This is a genomic window from Paludibacter jiangxiensis, assembly GCF_001618385.1.
Lineage (GTDB): Bacteria > Bacteroidota > Bacteroidia > Bacteroidales > Paludibacteraceae > Microbacter > Microbacter jiangxiensis.
On record NZ_BDCR01000004.1, the window covers coordinates 203414 to 222283 of the forward strand.

Genomic DNA, 18870 nt, shown 5'->3' on the forward strand with positions numbered 1-18870 from the left:
AACCAACCCGGAATTTCTTCTGTAGACTATAGAGACTCTAAAAACGTTTTAATGTCATCGACGTATTGTTGAGGATGTTCGTCGTGAATCACATGACCGCAACCCTGATATTCAATAAGATGTATGTTTGGTTTACCGTCACACATGGCTGTGGCATTTTCGGATTGGAAGGCCCAGCTTTTCTCGCCATGCATTAACAGAGTAGGGCAGGTAACTTTATCCCAATCATGGGTGTGGTTGCCGTTGAGTTGTTGCTGCGAACGGACAATATCTTCGTAATCGAACCGAAAACCCCATCCGTCTTCAAATTCGGTGATACTTTCCATGAAATAAGTATTGTCCCCCATTTTGTTTTTGCGGAAATGAAGCTTTAATGATCTGATGGAGTCAAAGCGGCGAGGCCATAGCAGAAACGAACGCATGTCGCTATTTACAATGGTGCCAATGTCTTCAATGATTAAAGCTTTGACGTATTGTGGGTAACGGGCAGCAAACTGATACGCATTGACCCCTCCCAGAGAATGCCCAACTATGATGACATCTTTCAAGTGAAGCGCTTCAATGATAGCGCGCACATCGTCTATATAGGCCTCGCGGGAATAGTCATCGCTGTGATCGCTCCAGCCGTGACCTCTTTGGTCTATAAGGATTGTGCGGTATTCGTTCAGCTCTTTTGTAATATGCTTAAACGTGCTTGCGCAGCTAAAATGTCCATGGAGGAAAAGGATTGGAGTCGCATCTTTCCCGTTGTCATAATAGGCAATACGGGTGCTCTTGTTTTGAGTGTAGTGGCGTGCCTGCATGGAAGGATGATGTTAAATGGTTAAAGGATAGTATAAAACAACAAATCCCTGCAAAAGAATTTACAGTGATTTGTAAGTGTTGTTCTGCTGGGACCTTCCCAAAGCAAAACTTATAGATTTCAAAAAGCCTGAAAATGTTAATTGTATATGCTTAAATGCAATAAATTCAGTTCTTTGTAACTTTAAAATAAATTGAATTATGTAACAGCTAAATTGCCAAAAATAAATGTATTTGTATCAGCTTTTTGAAACAATAACTAATATGGCGACAATCTATTACTCACAGTCCCCGAAAACTTATGCTAATGTCGAAAGCGAAATATTAATCTGTTTTTCACATGGTAGAATTAACAAGCGCGCAAAAATAAATATCTTTCAATCTTCAAAATATTGGAATATTACAGAACAGCGTATCAATATTCCCAAAGTACGTTTGCTTAATAATGAAACAAAAGTACTAATTGATGATGTAAACGCCAACAATGAGAGATAAATAGTATTGCAACTTCTGTGCTTAAAATATTTCAATGAAGCGAATATAAGTAATGTTTCTTCCGACTGGTTGCCGCTTTTCTGGTTTGGAGAACATAGGCAAAACTGATATTAAAGATGGATTAATAACATTCAGCCAAAAAAAAACAATAACGAGGAGACAATTCCACTACATCCTGTTGTAATGGAGATATTGGAGAAATATGAATATAATCTACCTGAACCAATCACAAACCAACGCTTCAACGAATATATCAAAGATGCTTGCAAGGCAGCCGAAATAAAGAGCGTTGAATCAATGACTCGAACCGTTGGAAGTAAATTGGTTACAGGGAAGGTTGAAAAGTGGAGCATGCCATTAAGCAACTGGTGGACAACAGCTCATCAGTTGGTAATTAAATTTGGAGATTGATTTAAGATTTTTATAAATTGCCGCGAGGCGTTCCCCGAACGGAGAGTTTTTAGTGAAAATTTAAGCCTGGCACAGTTCGTTTTATACACCCTGTAAATTAGTTCAATAAAAACTGTAATGCTATTTCATTACAAGATAATTGTCTAATTAATTTTCTAGGATTCTAAATCCATCGATGTCTTATTTTCTTTGATTTTTTTGATATATACAGATGGTGACATTCCATACTCTTCTTTGAAACATTCTCTGAAGTATGAAATAGAATTTAACCCAACCAAATGAGTTATCTCCGACACATTATATTTACCAGATAACAGAAACTGTTCTGCTTTTCTGACTCGAATTTTGCGAATGAATTCACTCACAGACATTCCTGTTAACGCTTTAATTTTTCTGTATAGAGAAGAATAACTCATAGATAACTGATAGGAAATTGATGACATGTCAATTTTTTCATCCATTAAATTTTCTTCAATCACGCTTGTGATCTTTTCGATAAATTCATTGTCTAATTTATTGGTGGATTCAGTAATGAGATGATGCTTTAATGAAAGATTAGATGATATTAATAATGCAAGCTTATTCCGAGCAGACATTAGATTTTCAATTCGGCTTTTTAATAGGATTGTGCTAAATGGTTTTGTTATGTACGAATCAGCTCCTATTTCATATCCGAGAGCCTTATCTTGTATTGTATCTTTTGCTGTAAGTAAGATTACTGGTATATGACTTGTTTCTATGTTATTCTTTATTTTTTTACAAAATTCCATTCCGTCCATAACTGGCATCATTATGTCACTTATAATGATGTCGGGAATACTAGCATGCGCTGCTTCTAATCCTTTCTCTCCATTTTCAGCTAAAACAATAGAATATACACTCTCTAATGATTCAGCGATGTAATTTCGTAAGTCAATATCGTCTTCGACCACTAATACTATTGGTTTTTTTGATTTTTCTTCGGATAAGACGGCACAGTCATTATTTATGTGAATAGCATTGGGATATGAATTGTCAGTCAACAATCTTATGCGAAACGTTGTCCCGACTTCTGGATTACTATCAACATAGATTGACCCTTTATGAAGATCAACAAGATTTTTTACCAAAGATAGACCAATGCCAATTCCAGTAATATTTGCCCTATTACTCGCCTGATAATAACGCTCAAATATATGAGGAAGATCAACTTCTGGAATACCGATTCCTGTATCAGAGACTTCAATCTCAGTGAATTCAGTTTGATTTACAATTACCGAACGTAAACGCAAATGTATATTACCTCTTTTTGTGTATTTAAATGCATTAGATAGGAGATTGTCAAGTATAGTTGTAATCACCTCATGATCAAAATATAATAATGTTCTATCCGTATCGATGGTAGTTTCAAAATTAATGTTTGGGTTCATGTTTAATTCTTTGAATTTAACCCCAGCATCCATAATTGCTTCTGCAATATTGGCTCTAATAATACGAAGCTGTTTATTCTGAGTTTCGGTTTTCCTGAATTCTAATATTTGAGTAACTAAATTTAAAAGGCGTAATGCACTTTTTTGAATAAGTGATAACTTACGCTGTTGTTCTTTGCTAAAACCCAAGCTATTTTGTAAGTCTTCAAGAGGACCAAGTATTAATGTTAAAGGAGTTCTCAATTCATGGGCTATGTTCGCATAAAATCGCAATCGTTCCTCATGGATTTTTTGTTGCTTGAGAGCTCTTTCTTTTTCCAAAAGAAAAGTATTTTTTAACTGTAAACTCTTTTTGTAGTAACTAATTACGTACCATGTGCCAACAGTCAAGAGTATAATATAAATTAATTTTGCCCACCAAGTTAGCCAGATGGGGGGCGCGATAGTTATGGTGAGAATTGAAGGGCTTTCTTGCCATTTTTGACTTTTATAGCGAGCTCTCACGTGCAATTTGTATTTATTATATGGAATATTTCTAAAGGTTACATGATTTTCATATCCTATATTGATCCATGAAGATTCAAGACCTTCGAGCAAGTAGGAATATTCTATTTGTCCCTGAAGGGCTTTGTTCATAATATTGAAAGAGACACTGAATATATTTTGATTGCATTTTAGAGATACATTGCCGTTGATCATTGGCAAACTCACATCGGGGGCATCTTTGTAGGAGTCCTTTTGATAAACCTTGAATTCCGTAAATACAATCGGGGGTAGAATGACATGCAGTTGTTTTTTTAGAGGATTAAAAAAACAGACTCCATTTGTGCTTCCAAAATATATTGTTCCATCCGGAGCTTTTGCTACGGAATTATTGATATAATTTCCATATAAAGCTCCATCAAAATGATCATAATTCAAGAATCTATTTTCCGCTTCCAAATAACAACTAATTCCAAGATTAGTACTTACCCATATATAACCCAGAGTGTCTTCTGCAATTGCACAAATCGAATTACAAGCTAATCCATGTTTGTTATCTAGTATAATGTATTTATCCAATCGATTAGTTGGAAAGCAAATTAATCCTTCGCCAGTTGCTATCCACATGCGATTTTTTGAATCACGAAATATTTGATTAATTACATTATTGTTGAATCCAATCTGGCTTTTGGTGTATTTTGTGTTTTTCGACAATTTGTCAAAAAGGATAATTCCTTTGTTCAGAGTCCCTATCCAAATCCTATTATAATGATCTTGCGAAATAGATCTAATCTCATTTGTTGGCAGATTGCCATTCTCTGCTGTGAGAAGAGTGATTTCTTTGGTGTCTAAATTGCATATTTCAAGACCCTTGTTTGTTCCGATCCATATGTTTCGTCTATTGTCTTCATAAAGACAATAGATTATGCAATGGCCGAGTTTAAGCTGGTAGTTAGAGGTTCGAATACCTTTCTGATTAAATATATCAATGCCATCACTCGGGGTCCCGAACCATAAATCACCATTTGAAGTCCTTATGGATGCGCAATATGATTGCGATGAAGCATTTCCTTTATCTCGCGAATATATTTTGACATTTTTGCCATTTTCATATACATTTATACCACCTCCATCAGTTCCAATCCACACTTTTCCATTTTCAGGAGCACAAATGCATGTAGCTTCGATATCATTCATACCATTTACTACACCTGGAATTCTATTGGTTTTCCAATTATTAAAGAAAGGCGAAATATTACTTATAAAGCTACACCCGCCACCATTAGACCCGATCCAGATATTTTTGAAAGAGTCTTCATAAACTCGCATGACAGATGGATTTGAAATCCCCCAAAAAATGTCTTGTATATACATGAAATTTACGTCTTTCTTTCCACGCAATATTTCTTCAATATCCCTGCGATTAAAGTAACATAAGTCTGAAGTCGTTCCTATCCATATACGGTTGTCGCTTGTTTTACTGATGCAAAGCACATCTTTCTTTATTGTACTATGAATTCCACCTGCATCCTTGAAATTTCTAAATTTTCCAGTCAAAGGATTGAATATGGACAATCCATTATCTGTTGCAAGCCAAACAATTGAATCTGTATCGTAAACTATAAAATTTATTCTATTGCCAGCAATAGAGTATTTATCCGAATTTACGTGTTTGAAGTTCCTAATTTGTTTTTTTTGAGGCGAAAAAATGGTTAACCCATCCTCTGGATGACCAATGTATAAATCACCATTTTTTCCTTCAGCCAACGAGCTTATTTTGTCCGAAGGGAAATTAGGAATTCTGTATCTATTATAGTGCTTAAACTGCTTGCTCACAGGATCAAACAGATCCAATCCTTTGTCAGCAGTCCCAATCCAGACATTCCCTTTCTTGGTTACTAGTATATTGGTTATATAATTAGAAGCAAGAGAGTTCTTGTCATTCTCCGTATGATAAAAAGAAGAGAAAGTCTCTGTTTCGCAATCAAAGACATTAATGCCTGCCCATGTGTTTGATATCCAGATTTTATTGTTAAACACATCAGCCGTTACGTGGTTGATATCATTACTGTTTAAGGTTGGCACATTTGTATTTCTTATAAAAGTCTTGATCTTACTTCCGTCAAATCTATTTACTCCGTATCGGGAAGAAAACCACATGAAGCCTTTTTTATCTTGAGTAATATCTGAAATGAAATTACTGGACATCCCATCCCTTACAAGCATGTTGATTGTCGGAATTTGCTGGCTGAAGCTAATAGGCGAACTGCATGTTATCGCTAATAGTAATATGACTTTAAAATTTACGCTTAATTTCATTTTCAAGTAATCTGATAATAAAAATCCAATGAGAGATTCAAAATTTGATAAGCTCTCTATTCGCCCATAAAGTATCTTCTCTGTTGTTGATATTTTGTTAGAACATGTTCTTTCTATTTGATATTGCCATTGCTATGTGGAGCCGAAGCAGCGTTTTGGAAAACTTGCAGAGTGAGTCGCTCTAAAAGTCTCTTTTGTTTTGACAGCAGACATTATGCTATAAAGAACGGATGACATTGTAGATGATCCTTTTTTTAGGGAGTTTTTTTATAATGAGGTTTAATAATGGTCTGATAATTAATTCAAAGTTAATGCGTTTTTGCGAAAATAAAGATACAGTATACTCATTATGGAAAAGGATGGTATTCTGCCAAATGTCGACTACAAATATGTCATTTATAGAATAACGTTTGTGATTGACGAGCTACAGTTGATCTGTTTTTTTTCTAAAATATACTTTTGCACTCTGATTTATGAATGCCCTATACAAGTCAATATTGAAAATAGAAATGACTAGCATGTATGAAAATCTTTGATATTTCTATTTTTTTTTGTGATTAATCAAAAAATCGGAATGCCTATGGAATAAAATGATCTCGTATTTTATTGTGTCGTATTATTAGTTATTAACTTTAAAACTTATTATTCATGAAACATTTTCATTATTTAATTTTGATATGTTTGTTATTTTTCTCAATCTCAAGTTTTGCACAGGAAATCAGTTTACACGGACAAGTTACAGGAGTATCTGGAGAAGCCATTATTGGAGCCAATATAAAAGTAAAAAACAAATCTGTTGGATCAATCACCGATATTAACGGAAAATATAATATTAAGGCGGCACCAAATGATATACTCATAGTATCTTATATTGGCTACATTACGCAAGAAATAAACATAAAGGGAAGTAAGGTCGTAAATATTAGTCTACTTGAAGATACTAAAAAATTGGATGAAGTTGTAGTTGTTGGATATGGAAAACAAAGAAAAATAGATCTAACAGGCTCCGTTTCAAGCGCAAATATCGATGAATTTCGAAAATCACCAAACACTAACTTAGTCCAGAGTTTGCAGGGTGCCGTTTCGGGGTTGAATATCGGACAGGTCACAGCGGCAGGGCAGACACCTTCGATTTCAATTAGAGGTGCTAATACGATTTCAGGGAATAGTAGTGTATTAATAATTTTAGATGGCATTCAATATAACAATTCGTTGTCATCTATTAATCCCAATGATATAGCGTCGATCGATGTACTAAAAGATGCCAGTTCAACTGCTGTTTATGGAGCGCAGGCAGCAAATGGCGTTATTTTGATTACCACAAAAAAAGGAGCTGTCAATCAAAAACCAAGAGTAACCTTTTCCAGCTCATATACGACTCAAACACCCACTGTTAACTTGAGACCTATGAACCGTCAGGAATACCTTGATCATGTGCGGGATTTGTATTGGGATAAAGCATACTTAACCGACGGCTCCTTAAATCCAGCTTTCAATGTTGCAACTTATGTAGACCCATCTATGAAAGATTCAAATGGAAATCTTTCATCAAATGATTTTAATTGGTGGAAGGCTGCTACAAAAACCGGCTACATTCTGGAGAACCAATTGAGTGTAGTTGGCGGAAGTGAAAAGGTTAATTATTTAATTTCAGGCAGCTCAACAAATCAAACGGGTTTTATCATAAATGATAAATTCAAAAGGCAGAGTTTGCGAGTCAATCTGGAATCGCAAGTTACACCATGGATGAAACTCGGTGTACAATCATTTGGCTCTTTTGTTAATCAAGACGGTGCAGAACCCAGTTTGTGGGAAATTGAAACTCAATCACCTCTCTTGACTCCATATGATAGTAATGGAAATCTTATCCCTTATCCCTTCAATACGCTTGATAAAAACCCATTTATGACCTATTTGGTGGATGATTATGAACGGCATAATTTTTTATTCGCCAACATATATTCCGAAATTGCATTCCCTTTTATCAAAGGTTTGAAATATCGATTTAACTATGGCAATAACTACAGGACCGACATTCACAATTGGGCCAGTATTTATGGTGCAGGCATAACAGGTGAAGCGTATAAAGAAAATACACAGTATGCAGATTATACCTTCGACAATATTTTATCCTATGAAAAGAATTTTGGTAAGCATAATGTGAATTTGACTTTCGTCTATGGTTCTGCAGAGCGCAAAAACAACTATACTAAAGCGGATGCAACAGGCTTTGATAGATTAACTTTGGGATATAACAACCTGAATTTAGCAACTAAACAATATACATATTCAAGCGCATGGAGAGAGGCTTTGAATTACCAGATGGCAAGATTGAATTACAAGTTTTCTGATAAATATTTATTGACAACTACCTTGCGCAGAGATGGCTTTTCTGGTTTTGCAACAAATGAGAAATATGCATATTTCCCTTCAGTCGCATTAGGGTGGCTTATTTCGGAAGAATCATTTTTTAAAGTAAAATGGGTTGATCTTCTCAAAGTTAGACCGGGGTATGGCGTTAGTGGAAATCAAACAGGACGTTACTCTTCATTGGCTAAGGTTACTACTTCAAATGCATATGTTTATGGAGATGGTGGATCAACTGTTGTGGGACAAGAGTTGAGCAGTTTGGGCAACACAGATCTCAAATGGGAAAAAACAACAGGGATTAATTTGGGTGTTGATTTCAAACTACTGAAATATAGAATCAATGGAAGTATTGATTGGTATAAAAATAAAACAAATGATCTGCTATACGATGTTGCGATTCCTAATATTACCGGATTTTCGACAATACGTTCTAATGTAGGGCAACTTCAGAATAGTGGAGTGGAAGTTAATTTGACCACAATTAACTTTGATCGTAAAAACTTCCAATGGAGTACAACCTTTAACTTTTCCACAAACTCGAATAAAATTATTCGTCTTACTGGAGCTGACACAAACGGAGACGGGAAAGAAGACGATATGATAGCAAGTAATTTGTTTATTGGTAAATCATTAGGCACGATTTATGGATATCAGTCGGATGGGATTTATCAAGCCACGGATAAGATTCCTTCCGGATATTATGTGGGATGCTATAAAATCGTGGATCAAAATAAAGATGGGAATATCACTCCTGATGACAGAGTGGTCTTAGGGCATACAGAACCGGCATATAGGGTTAGTATGTTGAATAAATTCAGCTACAAGAAATTTACCTTAAGTATTTTTTTTAATTCTATTCAGGGGGGCAAGAATGGCTATTTAGGAGCTAACAGCCCAGCCGTATCTAGAAGCGATAACTCTTTACGTTGGAATGACATCGCAGGCGTTAATTATTGGTCTCCGGCAAATACTACAGGAGAATATGCACGTTCAGTAAGTTCTCCCGCTATTACTCCAACATTGTATAAAGACCGTAGCTTTATTCGACTGCAGGATATAAGTTTATCGTACCAATTGGATTTCGAATGTATTAAGAAAATTGGAATTCAAGATCTAACGGTTTATGTAAGTGGAAAGAATCTTGCGACTTGGACTAAATGGAAAGGATGGGATCCTGAAACAGGACAGGGATTGACAACGTCGGGTAGACCTGTAATGAAAGGGTATTCTGTTGGTTGTAATGTAACATTTTAATTTAGTACTATTATGAAAAATATGATAAGAATATTTTTATTGTTTATCTTGTGTACATTGGCTTCTTGCAGTACTAGTTTCTTGGATGAGAAGCCATTAGATTTTTTGAGCAGTGACAATGCATATCAAACTTATAGCGATTTCAAAACGGCTGTTAATATGCTATATTCTAGGGTTCGTAGTGAGTTTTATTCAAAAGACGAAAACAGACCTTTTGACTATTTGTATGGTACGGATCTCGTATTTGATGGGCAACCAAGTCAAAGTTCGAACAGGCACTCTCCTATGTCAACTGCTTATAATTCTACCGGCGATATTGCATTGTCGCATTGGACCGAATTGTTCAAAATTGTAGCGGATGCCAATACAATAACAAGTCGCTTGTCTGCATCAAGTATGACTGATAGTCAGAAAAAATTGGTGGAAGCACAAGCTAGATTCTTTCGGGGGTTGGCATATAGAACATTAGCATATTTGTATGGAGGAGTACCTTTGCTTACAGCTGAAGTTACTTCTGTAAAAAATGATTATGTAAGAGCCACTAAAGCAGATGTGTTGAAGCAGGTGATTGACGACTTAGTATTCGCAGCCTCAAATCTTCCAAGTATCTCTTCCGTTCAAGATGGGGAAGTGAGCAATTTAGCTGCTTCACATCTCTTATCGGAAGTTTACTTAGCAACAGGCGAGTATCAGAAAGCTGTAGATGCAGCCTCAGTCGTCATTGGAGATGCCAATATGGGCCTTATGCAAAATAGATTCGGATCAGAATCAACTACTAATCCAGGTGATGTATATTGGGATATGTTTAGGCCGGGGAATCAAAACAGAAAGTCTGGCAATAAAGAGGCGATTTGGGTAATTCAGTTTGAAACTGACGTTAACGGCGGAAGTCTTGTCTCAACGGCGCAATCGGGTTATTTGTTAGAAAGACATCATTCACCCATGGTACGTGATTTAAGTATTGGTGGTGTCAATCCGTTCAGATGGCCAGTTAGTGATTATACAGGAGGACGAGGTGTTGGTTGGGCTATATCTACAGTTTATTTTAGTGATACCATATGGAAAAGTGATTTTACGACCGATATGCGTAATGCCAATCACAATTTTGTACGCAATTTTGTAGGAAATAAAGTTGGAACTGCTTATTATGGTAAGATTATTTCAACACAAACTCCCCCAGCAGGAGTAACAGTGCCTAATCGCTCATTTTATCCGTATCAATCAAAATGCACTACCCCGTATCACCATCCAGCAGGGTTATATTCGAATGCAGCCACATTTGATTTGAAAAGTACCGCAGGGGGAACTTATACCGATCAATACATGTTTAGATTGGCAGAAACATATTTACTTCGGGCCGAGGCATACTTAGGTTTAAAAGATCAAGAAAAGGCTGCCGCAGATATAAATGTGGTGAGAGCGCGAGCAAAAGCATCTCCTGTCGCCAAAGAAAACGTAACGATTGACTATATTCTCGACGAAAGAATGCGAGAATTGGGCGTTGAAGAAAAGCGTCGTATAACGTTAATGCGTTTAGGTAAATTATACGACAGAGTAATGAAATGTAATCCATTCTATGCAACTATGGCTGGGGGTATGATTCCTACATACAATCTATGGCCAATTCCGTTTAGTGTTATTGAAGCAAATACGGGAGCAAAACTGGAACAGAATCCCGGGTATTAGTCATGTGCTTATTACAATTATAAAGATATGACTGACAATGAAATAGGCAACGAAGATATGTGAAGTGTAAGGTGGCTTCTGTAAGTCTACAGAAGCCACCTTTAATTTAATGATGTGTACGATATTCTTATATGGTGTGATATTGCTGACAATAAAATGTTTACCACAATATATAAGCATGTGAAATAATCAAAATCCTATTTTCGATACCAAATATCAGAATGGAAAGGAATAGAAGTACTGTGCTTACAGAGAAAATATAATATTGAGCAGTAATGTTGATTCATTCCTAAATTATTAATGCCATGAATAACTGCAAAATTTTCTATCAAAGATCGATCTCATTATTGATTCTTTTTTTTGTTGTGCTTTGTAGTGCCAATATATTTGGACAGAGCACAACATCAGAGACTCCTGCACAAAAGGAGCAACGTATGAAATGGTGGAACGAAGCCCGCTTTGGGATGTTTATACATTGGGGCCTTTATTCTGTTCCGGCAGGTGTTTGGGAGGGTAAGGATATTCCATTCTTAGGTGAGTGGATTATGAATAGCGCTAAAATTCCGGTAGCTGAATATGCAAAATTTGCCGGACAATTTAATCCTACTAAATATAATGCCGAGCAGTGGGTGAAACTTGCCAAAGAGGCCGGTATGAAGTATATCGTTATAACCACCAAACATCACGACGGATTTGCCATGTTTAAGTCAGATGCCAGCAAATTCAATATTGTGGATGCAACCCCATTCAAACGTGATGTGATTAAAGAATTGGCTACAGCCTGCAAAAAATACGGCATGAAACTTGGGTTTTACTATTCTCAGTCTCAGGACTGGCATCATGCGGGAGGTGCTGCTGATCGAGGCCATTGGGATAAAGCTCAAGAAGGTTCAATGGACGAATACATTGACAAAGTAGCCGTTCCTCAGATGAAAGAGATTCTTACCAAATATGGTCCGGTATCGGTTTTATGGTTTGATACACCGGCAGCCATGAATAAGGACCGTGCTGAAAAATTCTTGCCAATATTGAAATTGCAGCCTGGAATTATTTACAACAATCGTTTGGGGGGAGGTATATCCGGCGATCTTGAAACCCCAGAGCAATTCATTCCGGCAACCGGCTACCCTGGTAAAAACTGGGAATCGTGTATGACAATGAATGAAACATGGGGATTCAAAAAAAACGATCAAAACTGGAAAAGCCCGGAAATGCTTATCCGTAACTTAATTGACATCGCCTCAAAAGGTGGAAATTATTTACTCAATGTAGGCCCTACTTCCGAAGGATTAATCCCTGACTCATCGGTTGTGCGCCTGAAAAAATATGGAGAGTGGCTAAAAATAAATGGAGAGGCAATTTACGGTACTAAAGCCAGCCCATTCCCTTATCTTAAATGGGGACGTTGTACCCGCACAGAGAACAAGCTATATCTGAGTGTATTCGACTGGCCTCAAAACGGCATCCTTCATGTGCCTGCTGCAATTACTGTAAAAAAAGCCTATTTATTGGTACAACCATCAAAGTTACTTAAAACCAGGTTGTCGGATGGTAGACTCGAAATTTCACTTCCGGCAACTGCTCCGGATAAAGTGGCCTCGGTTGTTGTTATAGAAACCGATGGAGAAATAGCCGTTCAACCAGCGGCTTCGGATGGTAAAATGTTTACCGCATCTTCCTCAAAAAAAGAATCAACAGCCGATAAAGCATTCGACAACGATGGAAATACTCGCTGGGAAGCATCGGATGAAGATAGGAATGTTTCTCTTGAAGTCGATTTGGGGAAACCGGTTGACATCTGTGCTGCATTCATTCAGGAATCGGAAGGATGGGACAGAACTATCCAGACCTTTCAGTTTGAATATAAAGATGGCGATCAGTGGAAAATCATCTTTGATGGAAAACGACTCGGAATGGGTTCTGTTAAAACCTTTCCTACAGTCAAAGCACAGCAATTCAGGTTGAAAATATTGAGCGCTCAAAAAGCTCCTTACATCAGCGAAATGAAATTATATCAAGACCAATAAACAATATAATGCCATGAGAAAAATCACATTATTACTTTTTGCCGCAGGCATCCTTGTATCTATTTCTGCCCAAGCGCAAAAATACCAGCCAACATTTAAGTCATTGGAAGCAGTAAACCCTGTTCCCGAATGGTTTAAAGATGCCAAATTTGGTATATATTTCCACTGGGGCGTATTTGCCGTACCTGCTTATGCCAACGAATGGTATCCCCGAAATATGTATGGTAAAAATACCAACGAGCGCAAGCATCATACCGAAGTTTACGGTGCACCCGAAGAATGGCCTTACAACAATTTCATTACTGGCGCCAAAGATAAGCAAGGCAATTTTGTCCAGTTTGCCCCCAAACTGAAATCGGAAGGTGGAAAGTTTGATCCCGAAGAATGGGCGCAGTTATTTGCCGATGCCGGAGCTAAATTCGCCGGGCCTGTAGCCGAACACCACGATGGATTTTCTATGTGGGCCAGCAAGGTGAATCCCTGGAATTCGCAGGATATGGGGCCAAAACTCGATTTGGCAGGATTGTTTGAAAAGGCTATCCGTAAACACGATATGAAATTTCTGATGGCCATGCATCATGCGTTCAATATCACCGGCTTTTATTCGGATGCCCCAAAAACAGACAATCCAAAACTGCAAATGCTTTACGGGCAGCAGGGAACTGAACGAAATGAAGCTTTTTGGCTGGCAAAACACAAAGAAATTATTGATAATTATCATCCCGATATTATCTGGCAGGATTTCAACCTTCATAAACTTGCACAATCCACTCTTTTAGGATTCTTGTCGTACTATTACAACAGTGCCCAAGGTTGGGGCAAAGAAGTCGTTGCGACTTACAAAGATGGATTGAATGACAAATGCGGAGTTCTTGATTATGAGCGTGGAGGAGCCGCTGATATTACTGAAAACTATTGGTTGACCGATGATGCCATCAGCTCGTCGAGTTGGTGTTATACCGAAGGTCTGAAATACTATACTGCAAAAGCCATTCTGCATGGTTTTATTGATCGGGTAAGTAAAAATGGGAATTTATTGCTCAATATATCTCCAAAAGCAGACGGTTCTATCCCCGAAGGCCAGAAAGACATTCTTTTGTCAATGGGAGAGTGGCTCAAAAAATACGGCGAAGCCATTTATGCAACCCGAGCCTGGAGTAAATATGGAGAGGGGGCAACCAAAATTGGAGGAGGCGCATTTTCGCAGCCACAGGCAGGTACCATTAAGGATATTCGTTTTACCCGATCGAAAGATAACAAAACGCTTTATGCCATTTTTATGGGTAGGGAACAAGACCAAAACGAGCTGGTACTTACCTCGTTGAGTGAGAATAGGATCAATCTGAAAAATCTTAAGTCCGTTCAGTTGATCAATGGTAAAGCCAATAGCTATGTCTCACTTAAGTACAAACAAGATGAAAAAGGATTGACCATTCAACTTCCTGAAAAATCGTTTGATGATATGGCTTATGTTGTTAAACTCACGTTTGCAGGTGCGATTCCTGTATTGGATACGTATGTGGATGTGAATTGCGAACCTCACTATTATATTGTGCCCGGTAACGAAAAGGTAACCTTTGCCTTAAATGCTGATTTGAAACTAACGGGGAAAGATAAAAATTTCACTTCACAATGGAAACTTAAACCGCTTGGGAAAGGATATTATGTTATTCAGAGCCGCAAAGATATTCAGCAGGTATTGCAATATGGCGAAAACGGGCAATTGATATTGGCAAAAGCATCTGCCAACGATAATCAGATTTGGAAAGTAGAACATTCGTTTGCCGGACTGTACAAAATAACCAATAAAAAATATCCGACCATCATGCTTTCTGTAAACGATGGGGTTGCTGTAGGTAAATCATTGTCTGCCATTGACAACAAGTCTGATTCTAAAACATTTGGCTGGTCGCTTGTCGAAGTGTGCGATATGGTACAGGAGGCATATAAGCCGAATACTATTCCCGGAATTATTGAAGCAGAAGACTTTGACAAAGGCTGTCCAGGTGATGCCTATTTTGACAGGGATGACGCGAATACTGGTCGCCAGTACCGTTTGGATCAGGGTGTCGATATTGAAGTATGTAGCGCCGGAGGTTTCGATGTTTACCGCACCAGTCCCGGCGAATGGATGGCTTATACTGTCAACGTCACAAAGAGTACCACCTACGAAGTCAGTTTTCAGATTGCCTGCACCTCGGACAATGCTCGCCTGCATCTCGAATGCGATGGCGTTGATAAAACGGGCAATGTGATTACCCCAAGTACCAATGGTCGTCAGAATTGGAGTGTCGTTAAGAGTGCCATTAAGCTCGATGCCGGAAAACATGTGCTTAAACTTGTATTCGATGGCCCGGGCTTGAGTATAGATAAAATGACATTTGCGGCGATTGAATAATGCGCAGATAGATAGTATTCTATGAGAAAATAAGCCTTGCGGTGAAAATCTGATATTCTCTACTCATTACTATAAATAAACAAAATGAAATATGCAAAACTCGTTTAACCGTTACTGCAAAACTATGGAGCTGCGCAACGATGGAGCTCTAATCGAAGCCTATAAAAAAATACATGCTAAGGGAGCTGCCTGGCCAGAAATTACACAAGGAATGAAAGAAGTAGGGATTCTTGATATGGAAATCTATTTGTTTGGAAACAAACTATTTATGATTATGGATACGGTAGCCGATTTTGACCACAATAAGGCAATGGAAGAACTTGCAATGAAGCCTCGCCAAAGCGAATGGGAAGCTTACGTGGCAAAATTTCAGGATGCATCAGCTGAGGCTACGGCCGATCAGAAGTGGCAACTGATGGAGCGAATCTACAAGATGAACGAATAACAATGCCGCGTTTAATGTCTCAAATCCACAAACAATAAAAATGTTGTATAAATACGTGTATTTTTTCTCATCATTTATACCGGGTAATCGTCATAAAACAAAAATGATTTCAATATAAAATGTAGTGAAGATTTTCCTACAAAAAAACAAATTAAAATGAAACAGCTTTTATTATTGGGATTATTCTTAATCCCTAATTTGCTTTTTTCTCAGATAACGGTACATAAGCAAGCCGAGAGGAAGGTATCGGATTTTTCCGTTGTCGCAGAGAAAACAGTGGCATCGGTTTATTGCGATAATGCCGACTTTGTTGCAGTAAAAACTACAGCCCGTCTTTTTGTAGAAGATGTGGAACGGGTTACCGGCAAACAACCCGAATTGGTGTCGTCGAAATCAAGACTCGGACAATATACGATTATTATCGGCACAGTAGAAAAGAACCAGCTGATAAACGAACTGGTAAAATCGAAAAAGTTGGACGTAGAGCAACTTCGCAACCAATGGGAAAGTTACATTATCAAAACAATTGACAACCCTTTCCCCGGTGTAAAGCAAGCATTGGTTATTGCCGGTAGCGATCGCAGAGGTGCATCCTACGGGGCATTTTCAATATCCGAAGCCATCGGAGTTTCGCCATGGTATTGGTGGGCTGATGTCCCTGTACAAAAAAGTCCGACGATAAGTATCGAACCTATCAGCTTTACATCCAAAAGTCCTTCGGTCAAATACCGAGGAATCTTTATCAACGACGAAGATTGGGGACTGAAACCGTGGTCTTCCAATAATTACGAAAAAAACCTGGGTGACATCGGTCCTAAAACATATGCACAGGTTTGCGAATTGTTGCTTCGCCTTAAAGGGAATATGGTTGCTCCGGCCATGCATAGTTGTACCGGCGCTTTTTATTCGCATCCCGAAAGTAAGGTGGTAGCCGACCAATATGGAATTATCATTACTACATCGCATTGCGAACCGCTACTATTCAACAATGCAGCCAAATCGGAATGGGATAGTAAACGCGATGGAGAGTGGAACTATTTGAAAAACAAGAATGTTATCCTGAAAAAAATGGACGACCGTGTGCGTGAAGCTTCGCCTTACGAAAACATTTACACGGTGGCTATGCGTGGTGTTCATGACTCTGGCCTGAGAGGCAATCTTACAGACAAAGAGAAAGTTGATGTGCTTACTCAGGTGATGGGCGACCAACGCGAAGTGCTGAAAAAGTATCTAAAGAAACCGGCAACCGAAATTCCCCAAATTTTTGTACCCTACAAAGAGACTATGGATGTGTATGAACTTGGATTGCAAATACCCGATGACGTTTCCCTGATTTGGGTTGATGACAATTACGGGTATATGAAACGTCTCAGCAGCCCTGACGAACAGAAACGTAGCGGAGGTGCAGGTGTTTATTACCACTTTTCCTATCTGGGTGGTCCTCACGACTATTTATGGTTGAATACCACGCCACCGGTATTGATGTACGAGGAGTTGACAAAAGCGTATAAAACAGGGGCTAATCGTTACTGGTTAGTGAACGTGGGTGATATTAAACCTTCCGAACTGGGCATGCAAATATTCTTCGACCTTGCATGGGATGTAAACAGATTCGACTATACCAGCATCAACCAACACCAGAGTCAGTTCCTGGCACGCACCTTTGGTGCAAAATATGAAAAGAATTTTCAGGATATTCTAGACAATTACTACCGACTGGCATGGAGTCGTAAACCCGAATTTATGGGCTGGGAACGTGAATGGGATGCTCCAAAATACAGGAATATTTTGAATACCGACTTTTCTTTCCAGAATTATAACGATGCTCAACAACGCTTAGCCGATTACAAGCGAATTTCTGAACTTTCAGATAATATATCGAAGGAACTACCTGAAAATATACGTCCGGCATTTTATGAGCTATTAGCCTATCCGGTAAAAGGTTCTTATCAGATGAACCGCAAGTTCCTGTTGGCTCAGTTGAACAGCGAACTTGTAAAAGATAATAAATTGTCGAACGCCAATTGGGCTGCAAAAGAATCAAAAGTAGCCTTCGACAGCATCAACAAACTTACTTGGAAATACAACACTATGCTCAACGGCAAGTGGAACGGCATGATGGCTCTTTCTCCCGGCTGGTGTGCCAAATATCAGGATATGCCCAAAGTGAAACTTGCCGAAGGAGTCGAAAGCTATCCGGTTGCCATTGAACCACAAAAGAGCAAAAGCAAGTTAGAGGGTTGCACAGTAATAGACCTTAAACAGATTAAAAATAAAGTAGCCAAAAACGGCCATACGCTTCAAATCATCGAAGGTGTTGGCTACGACTGGTATGCCCTTAAACTGGGCGAAGCCATTGAGCAAACGGTTGACCCCCAAAACCTCGATGGTACACGTGTTGAATATGAATTTACAGGCGTAACAGCTGATTCGGTAACTGTGCATGTTTACAGCTTACCATTCTGGGCTCTCCACAAAGGAAAAAGCACCCGCTTTGGTATTTCGGTTGATGGACAACCTGTATTTGTTTCGCAAAGCGACCATAAAGAATATTCGGAACCCTGGAAAGACCGGGTGCTACAAAACGGAGTCGTTACGGTTGCCAAATTTCCTGTAAACAAGGCGTTGCCAATGCATTCGCTTACATTAACATGTGGCGATCCGGGTATGATTATTCAACGCGTGGTGATTGATTGGGGTGGCCTGAAGAAAACCTATGTGGGGCCAAGTGTTTCATTATTGCAATGATGTCATCTATTATTCTAACTTTGT

10 protein-coding genes are annotated in these 18870 nt (G+C 38.4%); 8 read left to right on the forward strand and 2 right to left on the reverse strand.

All coding sequences use genetic code 11. The features are described from left to right. Nucleotides 1-26: 26 nt before the first annotated feature. Entirely contained in the window at nucleotides 27-803 is a 777-nt protein-coding gene (locus PJIAN_RS11035) for an alpha/beta fold hydrolase (RefSeq protein WP_068705016.1), read from the reverse strand. A 262-nt stretch (nucleotides 804-1065) separates the two neighbouring features. Here PJIAN_RS11035 and PJIAN_RS11040 point away from each other — a divergent pair, with 262 nt between their 5' ends. Then, nucleotides 1066-1296 carry a hypothetical protein gene (locus tag PJIAN_RS11040; protein ID WP_153802556.1) on the forward strand — a complete coding sequence of 77 codons (231 nt, stop codon included), beginning with the start codon at nucleotides 1066-1068 and terminating at the stop codon, nucleotides 1294-1296. Between the two features lie 183 nt (nucleotides 1297-1479). After that, complete coding sequence (locus PJIAN_RS11045) at nucleotides 1480-1707, forward strand: site-specific integrase (protein ID WP_068705020.1); 228 nt, start codon at nucleotides 1480-1482, stop codon at nucleotides 1705-1707. A gap of 155 nt (nucleotides 1708-1862) precedes the next feature. Here PJIAN_RS11045 and PJIAN_RS11050 read toward each other — a convergent pair whose 3' ends face one another. After that, the gene (locus PJIAN_RS11050; protein ID WP_068705022.1) at nucleotides 1863-5918 is read right to left on the reverse strand and encodes a hybrid sensor histidine kinase/response regulator transcription factor; all 4056 of its coding nucleotides are present in this window, start codon (nucleotides 5916-5918) and stop codon (nucleotides 1863-1865) included. Nucleotides 5919-6566: 648 nt separating this feature from the next. Here PJIAN_RS11050 and PJIAN_RS11055 point away from each other — a divergent pair. The 6 genes from PJIAN_RS11055 to PJIAN_RS11080 all read left to right on the forward strand — a co-directional run bounded on the left by PJIAN_RS11055 (nucleotide 6567) and on the right by PJIAN_RS11080 (nucleotide 18846). After that, the gene (locus PJIAN_RS11055; RefSeq protein ID WP_068705024.1) at nucleotides 6567-9542 is read left to right on the forward strand and encodes a SusC/RagA family TonB-linked outer membrane protein; all 2976 of its coding nucleotides are present in this window, start codon (nucleotides 6567-6569) and stop codon (nucleotides 9540-9542) included. A 12-nt stretch (nucleotides 9543-9554) separates the two neighbouring features. Then, nucleotides 9555-11228 (forward strand): RagB/SusD family nutrient uptake outer membrane protein, encoded by a 1674-nt coding sequence (locus tag PJIAN_RS11060; RefSeq protein WP_068705026.1) that lies wholly within the window; start codon nucleotides 9555-9557, stop codon nucleotides 11226-11228. Nucleotides 11229-11533: 305 nt separating this feature from the next. Continuing rightward, the gene (locus tag PJIAN_RS11065) at nucleotides 11534-13255 is read left to right on the forward strand and encodes an alpha-L-fucosidase (protein ID WP_084252392.1); all 1722 of its coding nucleotides are present in this window, start codon (nucleotides 11534-11536) and stop codon (nucleotides 13253-13255) included. 13 nt (nucleotides 13256-13268) lie between these two features. Beyond that, nucleotides 13269-15653, forward strand: coding sequence for an alpha-L-fucosidase (locus PJIAN_RS14925; RefSeq protein WP_068705028.1), 2385 nt, complete (start codon nucleotides 13269-13271; stop codon nucleotides 15651-15653). A 91-nt stretch (nucleotides 15654-15744) separates the two neighbouring features. Next, on the forward strand, nucleotides 15745-16098 hold the full coding sequence (locus tag PJIAN_RS11075) for an L-rhamnose mutarotase (protein WP_068705030.1): 354 nt from the start codon (nucleotides 15745-15747) through the stop codon (nucleotides 16096-16098). 156 nt (nucleotides 16099-16254) lie between these two features. Further along, nucleotides 16255-18846 (forward strand): glycosyl hydrolase 115 family protein, encoded by a 2592-nt coding sequence (locus tag PJIAN_RS11080; protein ID WP_068705032.1) that lies wholly within the window; start codon nucleotides 16255-16257, stop codon nucleotides 18844-18846. The last annotated feature ends 24 nt before the right edge of the window (nucleotides 18847-18870 follow it).

Coding starts and splice junctions, on each gene's coding strand:
- PJIAN_RS11035 (WP_068705016.1), bottom strand. CDS start 803: ATGCAGGCACGCCACTACACTCAAAACAAGAGCACCCGTATTGCCTAT.
- PJIAN_RS11040 (WP_153802556.1), top strand. CDS start 1,066: ATGGCGACAATCTATTACTCACAGTCCCCGAAAACTTATGCTAATGTC.
- PJIAN_RS11045 (WP_068705020.1), top strand. CDS start 1,480: ATGGAGATATTGGAGAAATATGAATATAATCTACCTGAACCAATCACA.
- PJIAN_RS11050 (WP_068705022.1), bottom strand. CDS start 5,918: ATGAAATTAAGCGTAAATTTTAAAGTCATATTACTATTAGCGATAACA.
- PJIAN_RS11055 (WP_068705024.1), top strand. CDS start 6,567: ATGAAACATTTTCATTATTTAATTTTGATATGTTTGTTATTTTTCTCA.
- PJIAN_RS11060 (WP_068705026.1), top strand. CDS start 9,555: ATGAAAAATATGATAAGAATATTTTTATTGTTTATCTTGTGTACATTG.
- PJIAN_RS11065 (WP_084252392.1), top strand. CDS start 11,534: ATGAATAACTGCAAAATTTTCTATCAAAGATCGATCTCATTATTGATT.
- PJIAN_RS14925 (WP_068705028.1), top strand. CDS start 13,269: ATGAGAAAAATCACATTATTACTTTTTGCCGCAGGCATCCTTGTATCT.
- PJIAN_RS11075 (WP_068705030.1), top strand. CDS start 15,745: ATGCAAAACTCGTTTAACCGTTACTGCAAAACTATGGAGCTGCGCAAC.
- PJIAN_RS11080 (WP_068705032.1), top strand. CDS start 16,255: ATGAAACAGCTTTTATTATTGGGATTATTCTTAATCCCTAATTTGCTT.